The 22,520-nt window shown below is 62.1% G+C and carries 20 protein-coding genes and 1 pseudogene; 5 read left to right on the top strand and 16 right to left on the bottom strand.

Features of this window, described 5'->3' with window-relative positions:
- Positions 1–78 precede the first annotated feature (78 nt).
- Complete coding sequence (locus tag ACOZK9_RS20280; RefSeq protein WP_421556420.1) at positions 79–963, top strand: LysR substrate-binding domain-containing protein; 885 nt, start codon at positions 79–81, stop codon at positions 961–963.
- A gap of 62 nt (positions 964–1,025) precedes the next feature.
- Here ACOZK9_RS20280 and ACOZK9_RS20275 read toward each other — a convergent pair whose 3' ends face one another.
- A complete protein-coding gene (locus ACOZK9_RS20275; protein ID WP_058415129.1) occupies positions 1,026–1,604 on the bottom strand; it encodes a YceI family protein in 579 nt (192 codons plus the stop codon).
- A 32-nt stretch (positions 1,605–1,636) separates the two neighbouring features.
- Positions 1,637–2,188 (bottom strand): cytochrome b, encoded by a 552-nt coding sequence (locus ACOZK9_RS20270; protein WP_421556419.1) that lies wholly within the window; start codon positions 2,186–2,188, stop codon positions 1,637–1,639.
- 282 nt (positions 2,189–2,470) lie between these two features.
- Here ACOZK9_RS20270 and ACOZK9_RS20265 point away from each other — a divergent pair, with 282 nt between their 5' ends.
- Positions 2,471–3,877 (top strand): adenosylmethionine--8-amino-7-oxononanoate transaminase, encoded by a 1,407-nt coding sequence (locus ACOZK9_RS20265; RefSeq protein WP_122251146.1) that lies wholly within the window; start codon positions 2,471–2,473, stop codon positions 3,875–3,877.
- Between the two features lie 118 nt (positions 3,878–3,995).
- Positions 3,996–4,715: a 16S rRNA (uracil(1498)-N(3))-methyltransferase gene (locus ACOZK9_RS20260; protein WP_421556418.1), complete on the top strand. Its 720-nt coding sequence runs from the start codon at positions 3,996–3,998 to the stop codon at positions 4,713–4,715.
- A 187-nt stretch (positions 4,716–4,902) separates the two neighbouring features.
- Here the strand turns inward: ACOZK9_RS20260 and trhA are convergent, their stop codons facing one another.
- Positions 4,903–5,520: a PAQR family membrane homeostasis protein TrhA gene (trhA, locus tag ACOZK9_RS20255; RefSeq protein WP_058415125.1), complete on the bottom strand. Its 618-nt coding sequence runs from the start codon at positions 5,518–5,520 to the stop codon at positions 4,903–4,905.
- Between the two features lie 120 nt (positions 5,521–5,640).
- Here trhA and ACOZK9_RS20250 point away from each other — a divergent pair, with 120 nt between their 5' ends.
- Positions 5,641–6,561, top strand: coding sequence for a LysR family transcriptional regulator (locus ACOZK9_RS20250; RefSeq protein WP_058415124.1), 921 nt, complete (start codon positions 5,641–5,643; stop codon positions 6,559–6,561).
- Between the two features lie 668 nt (positions 6,562–7,229).
- Here the strand turns inward: ACOZK9_RS20250 and madM are convergent.
- From madM to ACOZK9_RS20195, 11 genes are all read right to left on the bottom strand, one after another.
- Positions 7,230–7,994 (bottom strand): malonate transporter subunit MadM, encoded by a 765-nt coding sequence (gene madM / locus ACOZK9_RS20245; RefSeq protein ID WP_058414523.1) that lies wholly within the window; start codon positions 7,992–7,994, stop codon positions 7,230–7,232.
- A gap of 1 nt (position 7,995) precedes the next feature.
- Complete coding sequence (gene madL, locus ACOZK9_RS20240) at positions 7,996–8,409, bottom strand: malonate transporter subunit MadL (protein ID WP_058414524.1); 414 nt, start codon at positions 8,407–8,409, stop codon at positions 7,996–7,998.
- Between the two features lie 67 nt (positions 8,410–8,476).
- Positions 8,477–9,376, bottom strand: coding sequence for a malonate decarboxylase subunit epsilon (gene mdcH, locus ACOZK9_RS20235; protein WP_421556417.1), 900 nt, complete (start codon positions 9,374–9,376; stop codon positions 8,477–8,479).
- Positions 9,373–9,969: a malonate decarboxylase holo-ACP synthase gene (locus tag ACOZK9_RS20230; RefSeq protein WP_152750398.1), complete on the bottom strand. Its 597-nt coding sequence runs from the start codon at positions 9,967–9,969 to the stop codon at positions 9,373–9,375. Before ACOZK9_RS20230 ends, mdcH begins: the two co-directional genes overlap by 4 nt.
- Complete coding sequence (gene mdcE, locus ACOZK9_RS20225; RefSeq protein ID WP_421556416.1) at positions 9,963–10,739, bottom strand: biotin-independent malonate decarboxylase subunit gamma; 777 nt, start codon at positions 10,737–10,739, stop codon at positions 9,963–9,965. The genes ACOZK9_RS20230 and mdcE overlap by 7 nt, the downstream gene beginning before the upstream one ends.
- Entirely contained in the window at positions 10,736–11,578 is an 843-nt protein-coding gene (locus tag ACOZK9_RS20220) for a biotin-independent malonate decarboxylase subunit beta (RefSeq protein ID WP_122251149.1), read from the bottom strand. Before ACOZK9_RS20220 ends, mdcE begins: the two co-directional genes overlap by 4 nt.
- A complete protein-coding gene (locus ACOZK9_RS20215) occupies positions 11,571–11,870 on the bottom strand; it encodes a malonate decarboxylase subunit delta (RefSeq protein WP_058414529.1) in 300 nt (99 codons plus the stop codon). The genes ACOZK9_RS20220 and ACOZK9_RS20215 overlap by 8 nt, the downstream gene beginning before the upstream one ends.
- Positions 11,870–12,703, bottom strand: coding sequence for a triphosphoribosyl-dephospho-CoA synthase (locus tag ACOZK9_RS20210; protein ID WP_421556415.1), 834 nt, complete (start codon positions 12,701–12,703; stop codon positions 11,870–11,872). The genes ACOZK9_RS20215 and ACOZK9_RS20210 overlap by 1 nt, the downstream gene beginning before the upstream one ends.
- On the bottom strand, positions 12,704–14,374 hold the full coding sequence (gene mdcA, locus ACOZK9_RS20205) for a malonate decarboxylase subunit alpha (protein WP_058414531.1): 1,671 nt from the start codon (positions 14,372–14,374) through the stop codon (positions 12,704–12,706).
- Positions 14,375–14,466: 92 nt separating this feature from the next.
- Positions 14,467–15,216 carry a hypothetical protein gene (locus ACOZK9_RS20200; protein ID WP_421556414.1) on the bottom strand — a complete coding sequence of 250 codons (750 nt, stop codon included), beginning with the start codon at positions 15,214–15,216 and terminating at the stop codon, positions 14,467–14,469.
- A gap of 172 nt (positions 15,217–15,388) precedes the next feature.
- On the bottom strand, positions 15,389–15,649 hold the full coding sequence (locus ACOZK9_RS20195) for a DUF6124 family protein (protein WP_152747142.1): 261 nt from the start codon (positions 15,647–15,649) through the stop codon (positions 15,389–15,391).
- 264 nt (positions 15,650–15,913) lie between these two features.
- Between ACOZK9_RS20195 and ACOZK9_RS20190 the strand changes: the two are divergent.
- A pseudogene (locus ACOZK9_RS20190) lies at positions 15,914–15,994 on the top strand (HigA family addiction module antitoxin); the annotation flags it as partial.
- A 135-nt stretch (positions 15,995–16,129) separates the two neighbouring features.
- Here ACOZK9_RS20190 and ACOZK9_RS20185 read toward each other — a convergent pair.
- Together ACOZK9_RS20185 and ACOZK9_RS20180 are read right to left on the bottom strand one after the other, a co-directional pair.
- Positions 16,130–16,585 carry a chemotaxis protein CheW gene (locus ACOZK9_RS20185; RefSeq protein ID WP_058414533.1) on the bottom strand — a complete coding sequence of 152 codons (456 nt, stop codon included), beginning with the start codon at positions 16,583–16,585 and terminating at the stop codon, positions 16,130–16,132.
- Positions 16,578–22,397, bottom strand: a complete 5,820-nt coding sequence (locus tag ACOZK9_RS20180) for an Hpt domain-containing protein (RefSeq protein WP_421556413.1) — start codon at positions 22,395–22,397, stop codon at positions 16,578–16,580. The genes ACOZK9_RS20185 and ACOZK9_RS20180 overlap by 8 nt, the downstream gene beginning before the upstream one ends.
- Positions 22,398–22,520 lie beyond the last annotated feature (123 nt).

The following is a 22,520-nucleotide window of genomic DNA, read 5'->3' as shown; positions in this document are numbered from 1 at the left end:
CGTCGCGCATTATCGACAGACCACTGATTTCACGTATAGCGGCTATTATTGGGCTTTTATGTGAAAGGAATTCATACATTGAAACTTCCTCCACTCGCCGCACTTCGCGCCTTCGAAGCATTGGCCCGGCTAGGCAAGGTGACCCTGGCCGCCGCCGAGCTGCATGTCACCCACAGTGCCGTCAGCCATCAAATTCGGTCTCTTGAAGAGTATGTGGAGATAGCGCTGGTGTTGCGCAACAAACGCTCCCTGGCGCTGACCGATGAGGGCCGCGTGTACGCCTACCAGATCAGGCAAGCGCTGGGCGAGATCGCCAGCGTCACGGAAAAACTGCTGGCGAAAACCAAACACGCGCAACTGAGCATTTCAGTGCTGCCCTCCTACGCCATGCATTGGTTACTGCCGCGCTTGCATGATTTCAGGAGCGCCCACCCCGAGGTGCACCTGAGGTTGGAGTCGAGCATGGCGTTCGCCAGCTTCGAGCAGGGCCCGCTGGATTGCGCCATCCGCTTCGGCCATGGGCAATGGCCCGATGTGCATTGCGAAACGCTGATGGGCGACTCGCTGCTGGTGGTCGCCGCGCGCGACTTCAACCACGGCGTTCTGCCAGGCACCGCGCAAGCCATCCTGCAGCAGCCCCTGCTGCACGCCAGTGAAAGCTGGCCGATCTGGCTCGGCGCTGCGGGCCTGGAAGGCCAACGCCCTCAAGCCTCAGTGGAGTTTACAGAGTCTACGCTGATGCTCGAAGCGGTCAGGCTGGGGCACGGGGTCGCGTTGACCCGCCGTTCCATTGCCCATTCACTGATTCAACGCGGGGACCTGGTCAGACTCACCGACATCGAACCGGCGCACCCTTCACGCTACTTTCTGGTCTGGCCGGTGGGCAGTAAACATTCAGCGCAGTTAACCTTGCTGCACACTTGGCTGAAAGAACAGGTGCTGGCCTATCAAGCTGGTTTATAGACCGCCAGGCAGCAAAACGCCGACCCTGAGGCCGGCGCTGTGCGTGCAAAACAGCGAAATAATTACTTCGCTTTGACACCTTCCAGCGAGATGTCCAGGTCCAGTGTCTGCGAAGACGGGCCTGGGCCTTTGATGCCGAAGTCGTTCAGGTTCAGCGTGGTGGTGGCGTTGAAGCCAGCACGTTCGCCGCCCCATGGGTCTTTGCCTTCACCGTTGAAGGTAGCCTTGAAGGTGACAGGCTTGGTCACGCCGTGAAAGGTCAGGTCGCCGGTCACGTCAGCGGTTTTCTCGCCGGTGGATTTAACCGCGGTAGACACGAACTTGGCGTCGGCGAACTTGGCAACGTCCAGGAAATCTTTGCTGGCGATGTGCTTGTCACGTTCTGCGTGGTTGGACCACAGGCTGGCGGTTTTCACGTCGACTGCGATTTTGCTGGCCTCAGGCTTGGCGGCATCCCAGCTGAACGTACCGTCCCAATCCTTGAAAGTACCGTGGATGTAGCTGTAACCCAGGTGGCTGATTTTCCAGTCGATGAAGGCGTGTTGGCCTTCTTTGTCGATTTTGTAGTCAGCGGCCATTACCGAGCCTGCAGACAGCAGGGCAGAACCGAGTGCCAGAGCAACGAGCGTCTTTTTCAACATGCTTTCTATTCCTTGTGAGTCGAGGTTGAACATCAGGCTTTGCGCCCCAGCATTCGCGTGAGGGTCGCATCACGATCGATAAAGTGGTGTTTCAAGGCAGCCAGGCCGTGCAAACCGGCGAAGACCACCAACACCCAGGCGAGGTACAAATGCACCACGCCGGCGGTGTCTGCCTGGTCCGGTAGCCCGGAAACCACGGCAGGAATCTCAAACAGGCCAAACACCGGAATACCGACACCGTCTGCGGTGGAAATCAGGTAACCGGCAATCATCACGGCAAACAGCCCGACATACAGGAACGCATGGCCGAACGCAGCCCCAATACGCGTCAAACGGCTGTAGCTGGCCAGCGCGGGCGGCGGCGGGCTAAACAGGCGCCAGACGATGCGTATCAGCATGATGGCGAACAGCGTGATGCCAATGCTTTTGTGCAGGTCGGGCGCCTCTTTGCGCCAGGTGCTGTAGTAGTCGAGGCCGACCATCCACAAGCCCAGCGCGAACAAACTGAACACTACCAAGGCTACGCCCCAGTGCAAAACAATGCTGACCCACCCATAGCGGGCCGATGAATTACGTAACTGCATGTCCCAACTTCCGTATTAGCTGTGCCAAAGACTAGCGATTTACCTATCGGATTAAAGCCGAAAATTTCGCTTTGAACTATCGAGAAATACGATCTTGAGATTATGCACAGTACGTTAACAATCAATTAAGGACTATTCCCAAGAAACGTGACAGATCGTCCTGCGTTTACGGCGAATTCATCCTTCAGGCCTGCAATGGGTTGTGGCACAGCCTGGCATTGCATAGGCTTGCGCGATTGTTTCACCTGCGCCGGCCGCAGGGCCGCTTCGAGGAGATAGACGATGGGCTTGAATAACCAGTGGATGCAACGCGACCTCGCGGTGCTGTGGCATCCCTGCACCCAGATGAAAGACCACCAGCAACTGCCGCTGATCCCGATCAAGCGCGGTGAAGGCGTTTGGCTGGAAGACTTCGAAGGCAAGCGCTACCTTGATGCTGTCAGCTCCTGGTGGGTCAATGTGTTCGGCCACGCCAACCCGCGTATCAACCAGCGCATCAAAGACCAGGTGGACCAGTTGGAGCACGTGATACTCGCGGGTTTCAGCCACCAGCCGGTGATTGAGCTGTCGGAGCGCCTGGTCAAGATGACGCCCGAAGGCCTGACGCGCTGCTTTTACGCCGACAACGGTTCGTCGTGCATCGAAGTCGCGTTGAAGATGAGCTTTCACTACTGGCTCAACCGTGGCCAGCCGAACAAAAAGCGCTTCGTCACCCTGACCAACAGCTACCACGGCGAAACCATTGCCGCGATGTCGGTGGGCGACGTGCCGCTGTTTACCGAAACCTACAAGGCGCTGCTGCTCGACACCATCAAGGTGCCGAGCCCGGATTGCTACCTGCGCCCCGAGGGCATGAGCTGGGAAGAACACTCGCGCAACCTGTTCAAGGCCATGGAACAGACCCTCGCCGAGAATCACGACAGCGTTGCGGCGGTGATCGTCGAACCGCTGATTCAGGGCGCCGGCGGCATGCGCATGTACCATCCGGTGTACCTCAAGCTGCTGCGTGAAGCCTGCGACCGTTACGGTGTGCACCTGATTCACGACGAAATCGCCGTGGGTTTCGGCCGCACCGGCACTATGTTCGCCTGTGAACAAGCCGGCATCCGCCCGGATTTCCTGTGCCTGTCCAAAGCGCTCACCGGCGGGTACCTGCCCTTGGCGGCGGTGGTCACCACCGACGATGTGTACGACGCGTTCTACGACGACTACCCAACCCTGCGCGCCTTCCTGCACTCGCACAGCTACACCGGTAACCCGCTGGCGTGCGCGGCGGCCCTGGCGACGCTGGATATTTTTGAAGAAGACAACGTCATCGAGAACAACAAGGCCCTGGCCCAGCGCATGGCCACCGCCACCGCGCACCTGGTGGACCACCCGCACGTGTCGGAAGTGCGCCAGACCGGCATGGTGCTGGCGATCGAGATGGTCCAGGATAAAGCCACCAAAACCGCCTACCCGTGGCAGGAACGCCGTGGCTTGAAGGTGTTCGAACACGCTCTGGAGCGCGGCGCGCTGTTGCGGCCATTGGGCAGCGTGGTGTACTTCTTGCCGCCGTATGTGATCACGCCGGAGCAGATCGACTTTTTGGCTGAAGTGGCCAGTGAAGGGATTGATATTGCGACCAACAGCAACGTCAGCGTGGCCGTGCCCAAGGACTTTCACCCAGGCTTCCGTGATCCGGGCTAATCGGTAATCCAGGGCGAACCGGCTAGCGTGGTGAGCGGGCCTGTTTGCCACAATAAGCATGCCCGTCACACTGAACACTGCCGCCCTTTAGGCTTCGTACATTTTTCAGAGAACAGAAATGAGACTGTCCCGCTTTTTCACCGACATCCCGCTGAGCCTCGGCGAGTTCGAATTACCGGAAGCCCAGGCGCATTACATCAGCCGCGTGTTGCGCATGAACGAAGGCGACGCCGTGCAACTGTTCGACGGCTCCGGCCAGGAGTTTTTGGGCACGTTGCTGGAAGTCGGCAAAAAGCGCGTCAGCGTGCAACTCACCGAACACTTCGCCGGCCAGGCTGAATCGTCGCTGCATATCCACCTCGGCCAGGGCCTGTCGCGCGGTGAGCGCATGGACTGGGCGATTCAGAAAGCCACCGAACTGGGCGTGAATGCAATCACGCCGATTTTCAGCGACCGCTGTGAAGTGCGCCTCAAGGACGAACGTGCCGACAAGCGCCTGTTGCACTGGCGCCAAGTGGCGATCAGCGCGTGCGAGCAATGCGGGCGCTCCACAGTGCCGGTGATTCACCCGCCACTGTTGCTGGCGGACTGGCTGAAGCAGGCCGAGGCGGATTTGAAGCTGGTATTGCACCCGGTGGCCGAGCCGCTGGTCAGCCATGCGAAGCCTGCCAGCCTCGCCTTCTTGATCGGCCCTGAAGGCGGTTTGACCGACCTTGAAGTCGACACCGCCCAACGCGCCGGCTTCCATGCCGCCCGCCTCGGCCCGCGCGTGCTGCGCACCGAAACCGCGCCAGTGGTGGCGCTGGCCGTGGCGCAACAACTGTGGGGCGACTTCTAACCCTGCTGTGCAAACCCAGTCAAGAAGGTGGCAGCAGCATTGTGCAGGCGACTCGGTATCTCAGTGGTACCCAGTGAAATGTGGGAGGGGGCTTGCTCCCGATGACGGTGTATCAGACGGCAAATGTACGGGCCGGCCCACCGCTATCGGGAGCACGCCACCTCCCACCTTTTGCACGGGTTGGCGGTTAAAGCACGTAATGCATGATCGCCACGAAATGCAGCAAACTCCCGCCGATCACAAACAGATGCCAGATCCCATGGGAATGCCGCAGGCGATCCTCCAGGGCAAAAAAGATAATGCCCACGGTGTACAACACCCCGCCCGACGCCAGCCACACAAACCCCGCCGTCCCCAGCGCAGCGATCAGCGGCTTGACCGCCACCAGCACGATCCAGCCCATCACCGCGTAAATCACGATCGACAGAATGCGTGCCTCGGAGCGCGGCTTGATCTCTTGCAGAATGCCGATCACCGCCAGCCCCCACACAATACCGAACAGCGTCCACCCCCACGGGCCTCTTAACGTGACCAGGCAGAACGGCGTGTAGCTGCCGGCGATCAGCAGGTAGATCGAGAAGTGATCGACCTTCTGCATGATCTCTTTTCGCCGCCCGCGCACGCTGTGGTACACCGTCGACGCGCTGTACAGCACCAGCAGCGTAAAGCCATAAATCGCCACGCTGACAATCTTCCAGGGGCTGCCGTCCAGGCTCGCCACCACCAACATACACACTGCGCCAACAAAGGCTGCAACCGCCCCGAGCAAATGGCTCCAGGCGTTGAATCGTTCCCCGTGATACATGTGCCACTGACCTCCAGCTCTCGTTAGCGATTCACCTATAAGGGTCCAGCGTTGCGCAGCAGAGTGCAAGACCGTTGTTATCGGGGCACAATCGAGCGCATTCGAACAAGAGCCACGGCCATGCTGATCGACGAAGAATTCACCCTCAAGAAGCTCGAGATCTTCCTGGCGTTCATGCGCACCGGCAACCTGGCCCGCGCAGCCGCCGAGTTGCACACCAGCAACGTCAGCGTGCACCGCGCCATCCACTCGCTGGAAAACGCGCTGCGCTGCCCATTGTTCAAACACGAAGGGCGCAACCTCACCCCGCTGGAAAGCGCCTATGTGCTGGAAGAGCGCGCGCAAAAGCTGGTGGCCGACGTGGTCGACAGCGTGCGCCTGACCCGCGAAGCTGCCGGTTTTTCCGCCGAGCGCTTCAAGCTCGGCTCGCTGTATTCGCTGACGGTGAAGACCGTGCCGCAACTGATCATGGGCCTGAAAATCCGCCGCAGCGAACTCAACATCGACCTGATTCTGGGTTCCAATTTCGACCTGCTGTACAAGCTCAAGAACATGGAAGTGGACGCTATCCTCATCTCCCTCGACGAGCGCGCCAACGACCCCGACTGCGAACAGATTGCGCTGTTTACCGACGACATCTTTTTGGCCACCCCGGCGGATTCGCCGTTCGACCGCGAGCAGCAAATCGACCTCGCCGACGTGCGTGACGCTACGTTCATCACGCTCACTCAAGGCTTCGCCACCCACCAGGATGGCAACCGTGTGTTCAAGCAAGCGGGGTTCGAGCCGAAGGTGGCGATGCAGGTGAACGACATCTTCACCCTGTTGAGTATGGTCAGCTCGGGGGTGGGTTACGCGTTGCTGCCGGGAAGGATTGCGGCGGTGTATGAGAACCGCGTGAAGCTGATACCGCTGCAACCCCGGTATCGGTTGCAGCAGCACATTGGCGTAGTGTTCTTGAAAGCCAAAGAGCGCGACCCGAACTTGCTCGCGCTGTTGGCAGAATGCCGGATGTACGCCAATCGGCAGGTGCCAGCCTGACACAAAGCCATCGGGAGCAAGCCCCCTCCCACATTGGGCTGCAGTCCAAATATCGGCGTACAGATCCAATCAAATCTGAGAGAGTTTCTTGCCTCATACATTGGGCTGCAGTCCAAATAGGGGCATGCAAACCCAATCAAATCTATGAGGGGATTCTTCCCTCACACACTGGGCTGCAGTCCAAATAGGGGCATGCAAAGCCAATCAAATCTGTGAGGGGATTCTTGCCTCACACACTGGGCTGCAGTCCAAATATCGGCATGCAAACCCAATCAAATCTGAGAGGCTTTCTTGCCTCACACACTGGGCTGCAGTCCAAATATCGGCATGCAAACCCAATCAAATCTGTGAGGGGATTCTTCCCTCACACATTGGGCTGCAGTCCAACTACCGGCATGCAAATCCAATCAAATCTGAGAGGGTCTCTTGCCTCACACATTGGGCTGCAGTCCAACTATCGGCATGCAAATCCAATCAAATCTGAGAGGGTTTCTTGCCTCCCACACTGGGCTGCAGTCCAAATATCGGCATGCAAGCCCGATCAAATCTGAGAGGCTTTCTTGCCTCACACACTGGGCTGCAGTCCAAATAGGGGCATGCAAACCCGATCAACTGTGGGAGGGGGCTTGCTCCCGATGGGGCCAGACCAGGCACTCACATTCCCGAATTTAGCCGACCAAACCACGCACGATGAAGTACAGCAGCGACGGCCCGAGCAGGCAGCCAAGCCCGGTGTGGAACGTCGCGGTCAACGCGCCATACGGCACCAACCGCCGATCCGTCGCGGCCAAGCCTGCGGTCACACCGCTCACGGTGCCGGCCAAACCACCAAACACCATGGCCGAACGCGGGTTATCCAGGCCCATCCAACGCGCCGCCACCGGCGTGCCGACCATCACCAGAATTGCCTTGATCAAACCGGTGGCAATCGACAGCGCCATCACGTCCGAGGTCGCGCCAATCGCGGCACCGGTCACCGGGCCGACGATGTAGGTCACCGCCCCCGCGCCGATGGTGGTCATGCTGATCGCATCACGGTAACCAAACGCCCAGGCCATGCTCGCGCCAACAATAAACGGCAGAATCGTCCCGAGCAGCAGCGCAATCACACCGATCATCCCCGCTTTACGCGCTTCGGTGGCTTGCACTTCAAACGCCGTGGCGACGATGGCAAAGTCACGCAGCATGGCGCCGCCCATCAAGCCAATACCCGAGAACAGCGCCACGTCGGCCAAGCCTTTTTGCCCGCCGGTCAGCGTGCCGCCCACCCAGGCCAGCACCAAGCCGATCACGATGGCAATCGCCGAGCCGTGAATGCGCCCGAAGGTCAGGCGCTTGGACAGCACCACCGACACCCACATCACCACGCCGACGAACGCGAACGCGGTGACCAGGCCGTTATTCACCAAGCCTTTTTCAATCAGAGGCCACATATCAGCGGCCCCCCGCAACAGGTGTCGGCGCAATCAGCGGTTCTTCATCGGGCAACGGTTCGCCTTTGTGAGTACGGCTGATCAGGGCGATGGTGCAACCACACACCACCACCGAACCGATGGCCGCCAGCACCGCCACCGGGCCGCCGTGCAAGGCGGTAACCACGTTTTGTTGCGCGGCCATGGCGACGACCACCGGGATATACATCGCGCCCCAGAAGCCCACGCCCATCTCGCAATCCTTGGTCATGCCGCCGCGCTTTTGCATCCACAGGCGCGCGCAGATCAGCAGGATCATCGCGATGCCCACCCCGCCCACATTGGATTTAACGCCGAGCAACACGCCGAGCATGTCACCCAGTATCACGCCCGCCAGCATGCAGATTGCCAGCAGGGCCACACCGTAAATAATCATTGTTGTTATCCTCAAAGTGCTCGATCGAAATTGTTGTTTTTGTGCTTCGAAAGCCTTGGGTGATGCTTTATCGGTGGCGGCGCTCCTCCTCTTGCAGCAGGGCCTGCAAGGTGTCCAGGCGCGCGCCTTCACAGGCGATCACCGTGCCTTGTTCAAATACGCGGCGTGACAGGCCGGTCAGCACGCTGCCGGGGGGCAGTTCGATTTGCAGGCGCACGCCGCGCTCATAGGCGCTTTGCACGGTGCCGCGCCAGTCGACGACGCGGCACATGTTGAAGGCCAGGTCGTCGCGCAACTGTTCGGGGTTGTGGATCGGCCGCGCGCGGGTGCTGCTCAAGTAGGTGATGCGCGGCGTCTTGAGGGTAACGAAGGCTTGCGCCAATGCCCGCGCCGGTTCCTCCAGCAACGCGCAATGCGACGGCACGCTGACCGCCAGGCGCCTGGCGACGCCGTTGCCTTTGATGCGCTCGGCCACACGCTGCATGGCTGCATCGCTGCCGGCAATCACGGTTTGGTTGTCGGCGTTGATGTTTGCCAAATACACCGGGGTTTCGCGGCTGTGAATGTCGGCCAGCACCTGTTCGACTGTGGATAACTCGGCGCCGATGATCGCGGTCATGCCGTAGCCTTGTGGATAAGCGTTTTGCATCAACTCGCCGCGCAGGCTGACCAGTTTCAGCGCATCGGCAAAGTCCAGGGCGCCCGCGATGACTGCCGCCGGGTACGCGCCAATCGACAGGCCCGCCACGTAATCCGGGGTGTGTTGCAGCAGGCGGGCATGCGCCACACCGGCGATCAACAGACAAAGCTGCACGGCACGCGTGGACTCCAGAGCGTGCGCCACATCGAGCTGACGGACGTCTTCACCTAACGCATTGCTGGCTTCCTCCAACACCTCAGCGGGCAACCGCTGGAGCATGCCGGGCCGTTGGGCGCCCTGCCCTGGAAACACCAGCAGGCTGCTCATGCCACGGCCTGCCACGGGTCGAGCACCAGGTGCGCCCCGCTGGCGGTTTTCAGCAGCACGCGGCGTGAGCCACCCGCCCATTCACGCAGGGCAAACGCGCCAAATGGGCTTTGCAGTTGCAGGTCTACCGCGCAGGGCGCCGTGTCCAGTAACGCCAGTAACGCCTCGGCATCGCTGCGTTCAAGCCGCTCGGGCGCACACACAATCAAATCCAGATCGCTGCCGGCATGCAGCGCTTGAATGCCGGTGGCCAACTCAAACCCTGCGCTACCGGTGACGCCCCACGGCGCCTGCGCCAACACCGGCCGCAGTTGATCAAGTGCGCGCAACGCCGGTAAATCGCGCGGTGAGATCACCTCGCGCAGCGCCTGCGGCGTCACTCGCCGCTGAATCGCTGCGGTGGGCATCACGGCCGCAAACCGTTGCTCACGCAGGCGCCCGCGCACGCCCACCGCCACCGTGCCCGGCGCGGTGAGCGCGCGGCGTACCACCACGGGCTCGCCCGCCGCGATGACCTCGGTCACCCACGCCGGGACAGCGGCGGGCAGATGCGCCGGGGTCATGCCCCAGAGCAAATCGTGGGCGTTCACCATTGCTCCCGCAGCAGTTCGCGCACGTGGCTGGAGGCGGCGCGATTGGCTGCGCCGAGGCGGCCGCGCAAATCACTGCCGCCTGCCTGTACATCCTTGATCGCATTCGCCAGACAATCACCGACCCGCGCCACATCATCGGCGCTGGGCTGTTCAATTTGACTGACCGACAAGGTTTCCCAGAGCAACCCGAGGCTGGCGTAGCTGTCGATGTCATAGGCCATCGGCGGCACACTGGCGGCCAGGGCTTCCAGCTCTTCGACACTGCGCAAGGTCACTCGCGCCGCCGATGCCTTGCCCATCGCGTGCACCATCACGCCGGGGTCACGCAGGGCGATCAGGCGGTTGGCCTGGTAGCCGTGGGCCAGAAACGCGCCGGACATGGCCTTGCCCACCAACAGCGCGATCACCGGGTGCCCGGCCAACCGAGCGCGCGCGTAGCTGTCGGCAGCAGCGGCCAGCGCCTGGTGAATACCGAGGGCTTCTTCGCGACGGCCATAGGCTTGGCTGGGCACATCGACGATGGCGATAATCGGGCGCTGGTCGCCACGCTCGATGGCGGCGTCCACCGCCTTGGCCAAGCCCCAACCTTCGAGCAAACCGACCTCGCCATTACGCGCGCGCGGGAAGCGGTTGTGTTCATCGGTGACCACGGCGATAAAGCGCACGGCGTGTTCGCCCAACATGCCATCGGCGACTTTCAGCGACGCCGGCAAACCGTCGACGGGCGTGGCGCCGTTGCTCAATGCATTGAACCACTGCAACCCTCTCATGAGCGTTCTCCTTGATACAGCTCGCGCACCGTCGCCGGGTCGATTTGCGGTGTGGCGTCCAGCTCGGCCAGGCGCGCCAGGTAAAACCCGGCGCGGCGGCTGCGTTGCTCGTCAGGTAAACCGTGTTGCAACAATGCGCTGACGGTGTGTTGAACCTGCGCCACATCGTCGGCCACATAACGGTCGGCCAGGCCGCTGTTAAAACGCTGCTCGCCGCCGGTCAGGCTCCAGATAAACGGGCGGTCGCGCGAATCGTATTCTTCCAGGCCCGCTTCCTGCTCGATCACCTGTGGGCCGTTGAGGCCAAGCCGCGCTTCACGGGTGACCACGAGGTAACTGCACAACCCGGCGGCGATGGACATGCCGCCAAAACACCCGACGCTGCCTGCCACCACACCGATCACCGGCTGATACTGGCGCAGGTCGACAATCGCCGCGTGAATATCGGCAATCGCGGCCAAGCCCAGGTTGGCTTCCTGCAAGCGCACGCCGCCGGTTTCGAGCAACAGCACCGCACGCGTGGGGATGCCCTTGCGGTTGTCCTCGGCGGCCAGCTCCAGTGCACCGGCGATTTTTGCGCCGCCGACTTCACCGAGGCTACCGCCTTGAAAGTTGCCTTCGATGGCGGCCACCACCACCGGCAAACCGGCGATGTTGCCCTTGGCGATCACCACGCCGTCGTCGGCCTGAGGCACCACGCCTTGGCGGCTCAGCCACGGCGACATCACGCGTTGGAATGGGTCGATCAGTTCACGGTAAGAGCCAGCGTCGAGTAACGCCTTGGCTCGCTGCCGCGCGCCGAGTTCGACAAAGCTGTGTTTAGCCAGCAAGTCAGTCATGGCCGATCTCCTCGAAACCCTGCTCCAAGCGCAAGCGCACCACGCCGGGCGTCGCACCGAAGTCGTGGATGTCAATCTTCAATGCCGGGGGCGTCTGCTCCTGAAAGATTCGTTCGAACAGATGCTGCCAGCGCTGTTCGGCGCCATTCACCGAGGTCTGCACCTGAATCGTCAGCGTGCCGGGCGTGCCCGGCTCCAGCAGCACTTCAAGGTCGCCGGAACCGACGCAACCTACCAGCGCACGGCCTTTTGGCGGCTGCCCGGCGGGGAATTCAAAGGTTAAGGTTTCCATCAAAACGCTCCGTCGAGGCGGTCGAGAAACAGGCAGGCGGCCAACAGGTCAGCGGCGCCACCGGGGGAGGCATTCAGGGCCAGCAGGTGTTGGTCGAGTTCGTGCAGTTGGCGGCGCCCGGCGAGGCTTGCGCTGCCGCCGGCCTCCAACACTGCCTGCGCGCCGCGTTGCATGGCGTGCAAGCCTTCGGTGCCCGCGCGGTAAAGCACGCAGGTGTCGGCCAGCTCGGTCATGATCGCGAGCAACGCATCCAGGCGCGCGTTCTGTTCGCCGGCGTTTTGCAGGCGGCTTTTGTGCAGTTGCGGCAGGCCGCGTTGCATCACCGCAGGGAAGCCGAGCTGCGCTTCTTCCCGCGCACCGCGTGCGCCGTAGCGTTGCGCAACCTGAGCACCGTGGCTCAGAGGTTGCGGGGCGTAGCGGTCGTTGAGCAAGGCAAGCCTGGCAGCGTTCAAGGTGATGGCGCGAGGTGCCAGAGCGGCCGCCGCCGTGAGCAACCCGAGGGCCCAGATGGCGCCGCGATGGGTGTTCACGCCGCCGGTAGTGACGAGCATTGCCTGCTCGCCTTCGCGACCAATACGCCCGAGGGCTTCGCGCAAGGGCAAGCCGACTTCACCGCATTCAAGCGCGGCTTCGGCCATTTCCTTGAACATCGGCCACAGCGACAGCGCCGAGGCGTGCATCAGCCCCAGGTGCAAATCGCTGTGCGCGCCGTTACCGCGACGGTCGACCAAGGCAGGTTTTGGCGACAAGTCAGCCTCATCGATCAACGCCTCCACGGCCCTATCTGCCAGGCGATCCGCCAGGCTCAGTTCGTGCAGTTTAAGGGCGCGCATTTACCAGCTCCTGAACTTGGCGGGTGGGTTGTACAGGCCGCCGGACCATTCCACCAAGTCGGCCACGCTCTTGGCGGCCAACAGTTCGCGGGTGGCGTCGGTGCGGCGGATGCCCAAGTCTTCCGGCAACGCGATCAAGCCTTCGCGGCGCATGCGCGCGGTGTCTTTGGGGTTATGGCGCATGCCGATGGCGGTCACCCCGGCGACGGCGGCGATCATCGCCTGGCGTTCTTCAAGCGAGCGCGCTTTGTACAGGTAGGCGATGCCTTCTTCGGTCAGCAAGTGGGTAACGTCGTCGCCGTAGATCATGATCGGTGCCAGCGGCATGCCGCTTTTGCGCGCCACTTCCACCGCGTCGAGGGTATCGACGAAGGTCGGCTTGCCGCCTTCCTGGAAGGTCTCGACCATTTGCACCACGAGCTTTTTGCCGCGCTCAAGCAAGGCTTCAGGCGCGTCGTCGTGGCGCATATCCAGCCACGCCGGCGTGCTGTGGCGACGGCCGCGCGGGTCGTGGCCCATGTTCGGCGCACCACCAAAACCTGCGAGGCGACCCCGCGTCACCGTGGAGGAATGGCCGTCGCCGTCGACTTGCAGGGTGGCGCCGATGAACAGGTCGACCGCGTATTGGCCAGCCAGTTGGCAAACCATCCGGTTGGAGCGCATCGAGCCGTCGCGCCCGGTGAAGAACACATCCGGCCGCGCGGCGATGTAGTTTTCCATGCCCAGTTCGGTGCCGAAGCAATGCACGCTGTGCACCCAACCGCTTTCGATGGCGGGGATCAACGTCGGGTGCGGGTTGAGTGTCCAGTTGCGGCAGATCTTGCCCTTCAGGCCGAGGGATTCGCCGTAGGTGGGCAGGATCAATTCGATGGCGGCGGTGTTGAAGCCGATGCCGTGGTTGAGCGACTGCACGTTGTGTTTTTCGTAGATGCCACGGATCGCCATCATCGCCATCAGCACATGCACCGGCTTGATGTGGCGCGGGTCGCGGGTGAACAGCGGTTCGATGTAGAACGGCTTGTCGGCCACCACCACAAAGTCCACCCAACTGGCCGGGATGTCGACGCGTGGCAATTCGCTGACATCATCCACCAGCTGGTTAACCTGCACGATCACGATGCCATCGCTGAACGCGGCGGGCTCGATCAGCGCAGGCGTGTCTTCGGTGCTGGCACCGGTGTAGATATTGCCCGCGCGGTCGGCCATGAAGCCGGCGGAAAGCACCACGTTGGGGATCAGGTCCACCACCAGCCGTGCGTAGAGTTCGATGTACGTGTGGATCGCGCCGATTTCCAGCAACCCGTCTTCGAGCAACTGGCTGATGCGCAGTGATTGGGTGCCGGCAAACGAGAAATCCAGTTTGCGCGCGATGCCTTTTTCAAACAGGTCGAGGTGCTCGGAACGGCCGACACTCGGCATGATCATGTGCAAATCGTGGAGCTTGGCCGGGTCGGCTTTGGCCAGGGAGCGCGACAGAAAGTCGGCCTGCTTCTGGTTGTTGCCTTCCAGCACCACGCGGTCGCCGGGCAGGATCAGCGCCTCAAGGGCTTCGACGATCTTGTCACTGGGCAACACCGCCCCGTCGGCAAACTGCTTGACCAGCCCGAGGCGCCGCTGCTTCTCGTCGCGCCGCCGCGTCCAGCGCGAGTCGGGGGTGATGGTTGTTGTCATGGTCGCTCCACGGGTTTGCTGTCGTGGGCTGTACCTTAGGAGTGAACGGCGGGGCTATCAATCAAGCTCAGCGCTGGATCGTTACGGCGGGGTTAATGATGACTCAATGAATACGGGCTTAATCTTCTTCGCCATTCGCTGCGATGGAACCATAACGTCCTGAACAGCGCCACGGCGGCGAAGATGTGCAGCCCCACAACCGCCGCCGCACTCCATTGCCAAAGGCCCGACAGTGCCTGGCCGTACACCGGCAACAGCAGCACGAGCAGCGCCACCAGCGCGCCTGCACCCAGTTGCTCCCAGTTTTGCAGGCGACTTGGACGGGAGACGATCGCGTAACCAAGCAAGGCGCCCAGACACACGATCAGCAGGCTTAACAGGTCCTGCTCTGCGACGGGAGGCCACTCCAGCAAACTGAGTGGCAGGCCGATCGCGAACACGGTGAATGAGCAAATTCCGACAAACACAAAGGCATATTCGAGGGCGTCCAACAGGCGGTTACGGATGAAACCCCGCGCCTGCTCATCTTCATCGTTGCTTGGGCCTTGGGATATAGCCACCGCCAGCAGGCCCGAGCCGAGGCCGCCCAGCGTCATGACCACAAAATTGCTCACAACCCCTTTGATCGCGTTGTCGGCACCGATGAGCTTGAGACTTTCCAGGTACACCAGAATAAACACCGCGCCTGCGCACGAAACCATGAACCCCCACAGCTTGCCGCGGTTGGACTGAACGTTCATGGTCACAGCGGCCGTCAGCACCAGCACCACAAACCACATGAGCAAGGCACCGGTAAACCGATTGAGGTTGTACAGCCAGGCGAACCCATCCAATAGCCACATTGCGTCGATACTTCCATCGAAAAACTCCCTTGGCTATCGGCAGTGGGTCGAGGATCTTTACCGCGCGCGGTGCGATCAGGTGGGTCAGTTGAATGGTGTCAACTGCCAGGTCGCCATCGGGAGCAAGCCCCCTCCCACAGTTGATCTGTGGCATCTGCCAGGTATCAGTCCCCTATAGGGGACCATTTTTTGATTCGGGTGAAGGGCTGACTTGCTCCAGCGCTCTGTCGACCAGTAACTGCGCCAACTCTGCCATTTGCTGAATCGCCAGCATCGTCGCGCGCTGGGCGGTGTCCAGGTTGAAGGCTAGATTGCAGGTCATTGCGTTGAGAGAAGACAAGGTTTCGCTGGCGTTGACCAGCACGGCTTCGGTGTTTTGATGGGGGTTTACGGTGAACAGTTGGGCAGGCGGATTTGGAGTGGGTTTGACCATGATTAAGCTCCTAAACAGTTAATAAGGAGCGCCATCGTTCGCTTGCACGCGAATGAGGGTGGCGACCGTGCGCAGGTGTGCAAGACCGGGCCTGTTCAGGACACCCAGCAGGTCCGAGGACCTCCTGCGTGCAGCCGCCATAAAGCAGAGAGCACAAAAAAAGCCCGTGGTTGGCTGGGCGTTTTTACGCCTAAACAGTTTCGTCGGGCTTGCACGTCCGTGTCACCGCTTTTCGATGACGGAACTAAGACTAGCCGCCATGGGGCCATGCAAAGTGCCTATGACTTATGGCAGGCCGAACATCGGGAGCAGCCGGTGATTGAGCGGTTTGCGCGCATTGAGTAGCGGGCTCGGTCTGCCAGGCACAGGAAATAAATGTGGGAGGGGGCTTGCTCCCGATGGAGGTGGGTCAGCTGCATCTGTATCAACTGACAGGTCGCCATCGGGAGCAAGCCCCCTCCCACACTAGAGAATGGCGGATCAGGCCAGGCCAGACTCGACCAGCAGCGCTTCCAAGCCCATGAGGTCGGGTATTTTCGCCACGTGTTCGCCCACTTGCACTGCCGCAAGCTCCAGCGGGCACAGCGGCACGTCGACGTAACTCAACTGGCTGTCGAGCTTGTACGAGCGTGGAATGCCTTGTATCACCAGCGCGATAAACTTCAGCGTCGGCCGCCCGCCCAGTGCGTTCAGCACGACGATGCGCGAGCGCTCGCCGGTCATGATCGCTTCGCCGCACGCCGCTTCAAAGCTGATCAGCGGCAATTGCCGATCACGCCAGGTCACTTGCCGCAAATACCATGGCGGCGCGTCGCTGGCGGGTTCGCCGCGCTGGAAGTCGATCAGCTCGGCGATGGCGACGTTGGGCAGCACCAGGTTGCGATCAGCCAGGGGCAGCAGCAGGCCGGTGAGTTGGCGGGTGCGGTGGTCAAGCATCGGGCTTGCTCCAATAGGCGATGCTTTCGAGCAGCACCGACTCTTGATACGGCTTGCCAAGGTAGTCGTTGACGCCGATGGCCATGGCGCGGTCGCGGTGTTTTTGGCCAGTGCGCGAGGTGATCATGATGATCGGCAGGCGCATCAGCCGCGGGTCGTTGCGCACCTGTATGGCCACCTCAAAACCGTCCATGCGCGGCATTTCGATGTCGAGCAGCATCAGGTCCGGCGTGTGTTCCTCAAGCAGGGCGATGGCGTCGATGCCGTCTTTGGCGGTGAGCACGTTCATGCCGTTGCGCTCCAGCAGGCGGCTGGTGACTTTGCGCACGGTGACCGAGTCGTCCACCACCAGCACCAGCAGCGGGCGCTTTTTCAGCGGGTCGTTGAGCGCCAGCGGTGCGTCGACTGTTTGGGCCGGCAAGGCCGGTTGCCGCGCGCGAATGTGCGCGAGCAAATCGATGATCAGCACCACGCGGCCATCACCCAGAATGGTCGCGCCCGACACACCCTGCACGCCCGCAAACTGCGGCCCAAGGCCCTTGACCACGATTTCCCGGGTATCGGCCATGGCGTCCACGTGCACCGCCACACGCCGCTCATTGCAGTGCACCAGCAGCACCGGCACGGCCTGGTACTGGCCGAGTAATTTCGGGCGGGCGACGGTGTGCAGCAGGTCGCCGAGGTAAAACAACTCGTAGCGCTGGCCAGCGTATTCATAACGCGGCGGGTCTTGCTGATAGTGCCCGGCCAGTTCGTGGGGCAGCACACGCACCAAGCCTTCGATGGTGTTGATCGGGATCGCGTATTGATCGTCTGCGCAGTGCACCATCAGCGCCCGGTTGACTGACACGGTAAACGGCAGGCGCACGCGAAAGTGCACGCCCACGCCCGACGTAGAATCAATGAACATCGAGCCGCCCAACTGGCGCACTTCTTCGTGCACCACGTCCATGCCCACGCCGCGCCCGGAAATTTGCGTAATTTTTTCGGCGGTGGAAAACCCCGGTTGCAGAATGAACTGCAGCACATCGCGGTCACTGATCTCTTGATCAGGGCTGAGCAAGCCGCGCTTGATCGCCTTGCGCCGCACCGCGTCGAGGGGCACGCCGGCACCGTCGTCGCGCATGTCGAAAACAATATCACCGCCTTCGTGGGTCAGGTCCAGCGTGATGCGCCCCTTCGCCGGCTTACCCGCCAGCAAGCGCGCCTCGCGAGGCTCCAGGCCATGGTCGACGGCGTTGCGCAGCATATGTTCGAGCGGCGCGACCATGCGTTCCAGCACGTTGCGGTCCATCTCGCCCTCGGCGTTGCCGACCACGAAATCCACGTCCTTGCCCAGCTCTTGCGCCACTTGGCGCACGATGCGCTTGAGGCGCGGCACCATGCGTTCAAACGGCACCATGCGCGTGCGCATCAGGCCTTCCTGCAATTGGGTGTTGATGCGCGCCTGTTGCTGCAACAGGTTATGCGCGTCCGCGTTGCGCCGGTCGAGGGTTTCCTTAAGGTCCAGAAGGTCTGAGGCCGACTCGGACAGCGCGCGCGACAACTGCTGCAACTGTGAGTGGCGGTCCATTTCCAGCGGGTCGAATTCTTCATAACCCAGGCGCTCGGCCTCGGCCTGTTGGCGGCTGAGGATGCGCCCCTGGGTTTCGGTGTCGAGGCGGCGCAGTTGGTCGCGCATGCGCTCAATGGTGGTTTCGACCTCATTGAGGGCGGTGCTCGCGTCGTTGACCTGCTGCTCGATGCGGCCACGAAAAATCGACGTTTCACCGGCCAGGTTGACCAGCTCATCGAGCAAGTCGGCGGATATTTTTACCATGTCGGCCGCAGGATCAACCGGCGCTTCGGCCTTGCCCGCCGGCAACGCTACCGGGGCCAACGGCTCATCGCTCGGGTGCAGCAGGCTTTTGATGCGCTCGATCAGTTGATCCACCGGGCCTACCGGCAAACCACCCGCCACTGCATCGATCATCTGCGCCAGGCGGTCATGGCAATCTTGCAGCAACGCGAACAGTTCAAGCGAAGGTGCGAGCAAACCGGCAGACAGGCCTTCGTACAGAAACTCCAGCTCATGGGCCAGGTCGCCAATCGGCCCGATCTCGACCATGCGCGCGCCACCCTTGAGGGTGTGCAAGTCGCGCAGCAGGGTTTCCACCTCTTGGCGATTATTCGGCTCGGCCTGCCAGCGCAGCAACGCGCTGTTTGAGCTGTCGAGAATATCGGCGGCTTCTTCCAGGAAAATTTCCAGCAGCTCGGGATCAGCCCCTGGCGCCTCGGCGGCAATTACCGGGGCAGCCGGCGTGTTGCTCTGGCGGAACGCGCGCAGTTGGCCGACCAACTCGCTGGAGTCGCTCAGGGCCTGGTGGTCTTGCAGTTGATCCAACTGCAATGCCAACCGCTCATGGCTGGCCATCAGTAGCAAAGACAGTTCTGCACAGTAGCTGTAGCGGCGGTCGACCAAGCCTTCATACAGGCATTCCAGCTCCTGGGCCAGGTCACCCACCGGGCCTATTTCGGCCATGCGCGCGCCGCCTTTGAGCGTGTGCAAATCGCGTTGCAATGACGACAACGGCGCCACGCTATCGGGCTCCAGCAACCAGCGTTTGAGCGACTGCCCGGCACTGTCGAGAATGTCGACCGCCTCTTCCAGGAAGATCTCAACGATCTCGTCGTCAATCGCCATGCTCTGGTCCAACTGCGCGGTGGCGGCGCCCAGTTCGGAGATGCTCAGCGCGCGGCTGCCGTCGCTTGTGATCAGGCCGGTGGCGGACGGGTCGAGGGCTTCATCGAGCAATTCACGCAAGGCCCGCACACGCGCGGGCGCGGGGCTGATTTCCTGGCCGGCCGCGAGTTGGTCGAGCATGTTGATCAGTGCTTCATGCGCCTGTTCGGCTTCCTGAAAGAACCGTTCGCTGACCGCCAGGCTGCTTTCTTCCACGGCGCCGTAGAGGTCGAGCAAGGCTTCGCACACTTCGTCGATGGCGTGCAGGTCGGCGACGTGCGCGCCCTGCCCCAACGTGGTCAGCTCATCCAGCAGCGCGGTCAGTTCCTGGCGCTCGCCGGGGTGTTGTTGCCAGCCGCGCAGCAGGCTTTCAGCATCCAGCAAAATATCCATGCCTTGGGCCAAAAAGCCTGTGATCAACTGCGGGTCGCGCTTGATACGCAGCCCGGTGTTGGGTGCGTCGAGCAGCGCTTCAAGCTTTTGATCGAGCAGGCTCTGCGTGCGGCTGATCACGTCGGCGGCGCCCCTGATCGGCACCAGCGGGTCATTGCCCAGTTGGCGCAGCCCCAACTGGAAGAGGTTTTCGGCTTCCAGCAGCAACGCCACTTCGTCCAGGTCCAGCGGCAAGCGGTGGGCCTTGTACTCGCGGGTGAGGTGATCAAGCGGCCGTGTCAGCTCGGCAATCGGCAGCACGCCCGCCATGTAGGCGCTGCCCTTAAGCGTGTGCAGTGCGCGTTGCAGTTCATCACTGACTTGCAACGGTACGTGTTCGGCGGCTTGTTGCAAAAAGTGGTTGAGGCTATCGAGATGGCTCTGCGCTTCGTTGCGGAAGATCTCCAGCAACATCGGGTCGTGCGCTTCGGCGGCCGAGGGTTCAGCGCCGCTGGCCAAGGCGTGGGCGCGCGCGGCCAGGGTATCGACCTCGTCGCGCTGACGCTGAGCATCGGTGGCAAAATCGGCGATCAATTCCGGCAGCAGGGCCACCGCGTCATCCAACACCCGTTGCACCTCGGGGCTCAGCGCCACGCTGCGCTCCAGCACGCGGTTGAGCAGGTTCTCGACGGCCCAGGCCAGCTCCGCCAGCACCAGCGCGCGCACCATGCGGCCACTGCCTTTCAAGGTATGGAACGCGCGGCGCATTTCACCTTGTGCGGTTTTGTCGGCGCTGTTCGGCAGGTGGCGGTGCAGCGCCTCAAGCACTTCGTCAGTTTCTTCGAGGAAGACTTCGCGCAGCTCGTCGTCAATCGGTTCTTCACCGTCCGGCGGCGGCAACAGGCTACCGGGGCGCTGCAGCGCCGGCGGGTTCAGGCGCGACGTGGGGCTGGCCAGTGCGTCGAACTGCGATTGGCTCGGTGCGCCCTCGGCTGCCAGCGTGCCTTCCGGTGCGGCCAGTGCCTGACGCCACGGTTTCTGCGCGGGCAGGTAGCCGAGGGCGGCCAGGCCTTGAGTGGCCAGCTCCAGCACCCGTTCGCCAGCCGCGTCGGGGTCTTGGAGCATGCGCTCCAGGTAGTACTCCAGACCGCTGACCACGTCGGCAAAATGCTCCAGCTGCGCCAACGCAGGCGCGGCGTCGTTGAGCATTAATTGTTCATCGACGTAAGCGCTACAGCCGCGCATCAGGCTCGCGGCACGCGGCAGCGGAATCATCGCCAACGCACCGCGCACCTGGCTTAGCAGCTCCGGCAGTGACTCCAGACGCTGGCGGTCCCAGTGGGCTTCAACGCAATCAATCACCAGCTCTTTGGCTTGGCGCAGGCATTGGCAGGATTCGCGGATCACCAACTGGTGAATCTGGGTCAGGTCGGTGGTGGGCAAGCGGCTTTCTTCGCGGCTTTCCGGCTCCACCGTGCCGGCCATGCCCGCCAGCGTGGCTTCGACATAGAGCAACGCGCCGGCGACGTCCATCAGCACCGCATCGTTGGGCTCGCGCTGGCCTTGAGCCAGGCTCAGCACCACCGCAAGTTGGTCGATGATGACCTTGCGCGGCTGGCCGAAGCCGAGTACCGCCAGGGTGTCGGCGATTTGGCGTAACGGCGCCAGCAGCGCCTCAAGGTCGCGGGTGTGTTGGCGGTCACTGCGCACGAACAGGTCGAGGCGTTCCTTGACCCGCACCAGTTCCTCGCACAAGGCGCCGAGCACCGAGCCCATGGCATTGCGATCCGGCCCGGCCAGCCGCGCGCGCTCGGCATCGACCACGGCGCTGTCGGGCAAGGCCTCATCAAGACCGTAGCGCTCCTTGAGGCTTTGCATGCGCGGCGTCGGCCGGGTGACCTTGGCCACATAGAACAACAGGCTTTTGAGTAATTCATCCGGCGCCGGCTGGTTGATGCCGCCAATACCTTGGGCCAGCAGGCGCTTGAGTTGTTTGTCGCAGGCTTTGAGCAGGCTGCGCAGCGCCGGGCTGTTGGCGATCACGCCGGTGAGCATGCCTTCGACCAGCGCCGAGGTGACTTGCCACAACGGCAACAGCGGCGCGCCCTGGCACAGCGCCTCAAGCCGCGCGAAAACCCGCGCCATGTCTTCAAGGTTGCTCGGGCCGTGGTCTTCGCGCAGCAAACCGGCCAAGGCCTGTTGCAGCAATTGATGCCACTGGCGCAGTTGACTGCTCAGGTCGGGCGCCATGCGTTGCGCCAGCGCCTCATCGGGTAATGGCGCAATCGACAGCAGTTGCGGGCTGAACAGGCTGGTCTCCGACAGCAGGCTTTCACCGCGTGCGCTGCGCAGGTCGTTGAGCAGCGGCAACACCACCAGCGGCAGGTCGCGGCGGGCGCTGTGCACGCGGTCCAGGTACAGCGGCAATTGGCTGAGGGCTTGTTGCAACAGGCGGATGCTTTCGTCGCGCTGGCTGACGCGCTCGGCTTGCAGGGCGAGGGCCAGCTCTTCGATCTCTTCGGCCAACAGCGCCGCGCCGTAGAACTCGACCATTTGCAACGCGCCATGCACTTGGTGGATGCCGGCCAGGCACTCGCCGAGGGCGTCGCCGTCGCGTGTTTCGACAGATGCGTCGAGCGCCGAACGGGCCTGTTTCAGGGTTTCGGCAATGTCGCCCTTGACCCATTCGAGGGCCACGTAGTCGTGCCGATCAACCATAACTGCTCCGCTTAAAATTCGTGGGTTGCGTGTGTTCTTGCCCAGCAGGTATTTCCAGGTAAACGGAGATCTACTGTGGGAGGGGGCTTGCTCCCGATAGCAGTGGGTCAGTCACCTGATCGA

This window comes from Pseudomonas kitaguniensis, from assembly GCF_049199985.1.
Lineage (GTDB): Bacteria > Pseudomonadota > Gammaproteobacteria > Pseudomonadales > Pseudomonadaceae > Aquipseudomonas > Aquipseudomonas kitaguniensis.
This window is presented reverse-complemented; position numbering and strand designations above follow the sequence as displayed.

Coding starts and splice junctions, on each gene's coding strand:
- ACOZK9_RS20195 (WP_152747142.1), bottom strand. CDS start 15,649: ATGGTCAAACCCACTCCAAATCCGCCTGCCCAACTGTTCACCGTAAAC.
- trhA (WP_058415125.1), bottom strand. CDS start 5,520: ATGTATCACGGGGAACGATTCAACGCCTGGAGCCATTTGCTCGGGGCG.
- ACOZK9_RS20200 (WP_421556414.1), bottom strand. CDS start 15,216: ATGTGGCTATTGGATGGGTTCGCCTGGCTGTACAACCTCAATCGGTTT.
- ACOZK9_RS20260 (WP_421556418.1), top strand. CDS start 3,996: ATGAGACTGTCCCGCTTTTTCACCGACATCCCGCTGAGCCTCGGCGAG.
- ACOZK9_RS20265 (WP_122251146.1), top strand. CDS start 2,471: ATGGGCTTGAATAACCAGTGGATGCAACGCGACCTCGCGGTGCTGTGG.
- ACOZK9_RS20210 (WP_421556415.1), bottom strand. CDS start 12,703: ATGCGCGCCCTTAAACTGCACGAACTGAGCCTGGCGGATCGCCTGGCA.
- ACOZK9_RS20275 (WP_058415129.1), bottom strand. CDS start 1,604: ATGTTGAAAAAGACGCTCGTTGCTCTGGCACTCGGTTCTGCCCTGCTG.
- mdcH (WP_421556417.1), bottom strand. CDS start 9,376: ATGAGCAGCCTGCTGGTGTTTCCAGGGCAGGGCGCCCAACGGCCCGGC.
- ACOZK9_RS20270 (WP_421556419.1), bottom strand. CDS start 2,188: ATGCAGTTACGTAATTCATCGGCCCGCTATGGGTGGGTCAGCATTGTT.
- madL (WP_058414524.1), bottom strand. CDS start 8,409: ATGATTATTTACGGTGTGGCCCTGCTGGCAATCTGCATGCTGGCGGGC.
- mdcA (WP_058414531.1), bottom strand. CDS start 14,374: ATGACAACAACCATCACCCCCGACTCGCGCTGGACGCGGCGGCGCGAC.
- ACOZK9_RS20180 (WP_421556413.1), bottom strand. CDS start 22,397: ATGGTTGATCGGCACGACTACGTGGCCCTCGAATGGGTCAAGGGCGAC.
- madM (WP_058414523.1), bottom strand. CDS start 7,994: ATGTGGCCTCTGATTGAAAAAGGCTTGGTGAATAACGGCCTGGTCACC.
- ACOZK9_RS20185 (WP_058414533.1), bottom strand. CDS start 16,585: ATGCTTGACCACCGCACCCGCCAACTCACCGGCCTGCTGCTGCCCCTG.
- ACOZK9_RS20220 (WP_122251149.1), bottom strand. CDS start 11,578: ATGACTGACTTGCTGGCTAAACACAGCTTTGTCGAACTCGGCGCGCGG.
- ACOZK9_RS20250 (WP_058415124.1), top strand. CDS start 5,641: ATGCTGATCGACGAAGAATTCACCCTCAAGAAGCTCGAGATCTTCCTG.
- mdcE (WP_421556416.1), bottom strand. CDS start 10,739: ATGAGAGGGTTGCAGTGGTTCAATGCATTGAGCAACGGCGCCACGCCC.
- ACOZK9_RS20215 (WP_058414529.1), bottom strand. CDS start 11,870: ATGGAAACCTTAACCTTTGAATTCCCCGCCGGGCAGCCGCCAAAAGGC.
- ACOZK9_RS20230 (WP_152750398.1), bottom strand. CDS start 9,969: ATGGTGAACGCCCACGATTTGCTCTGGGGCATGACCCCGGCGCATCTG.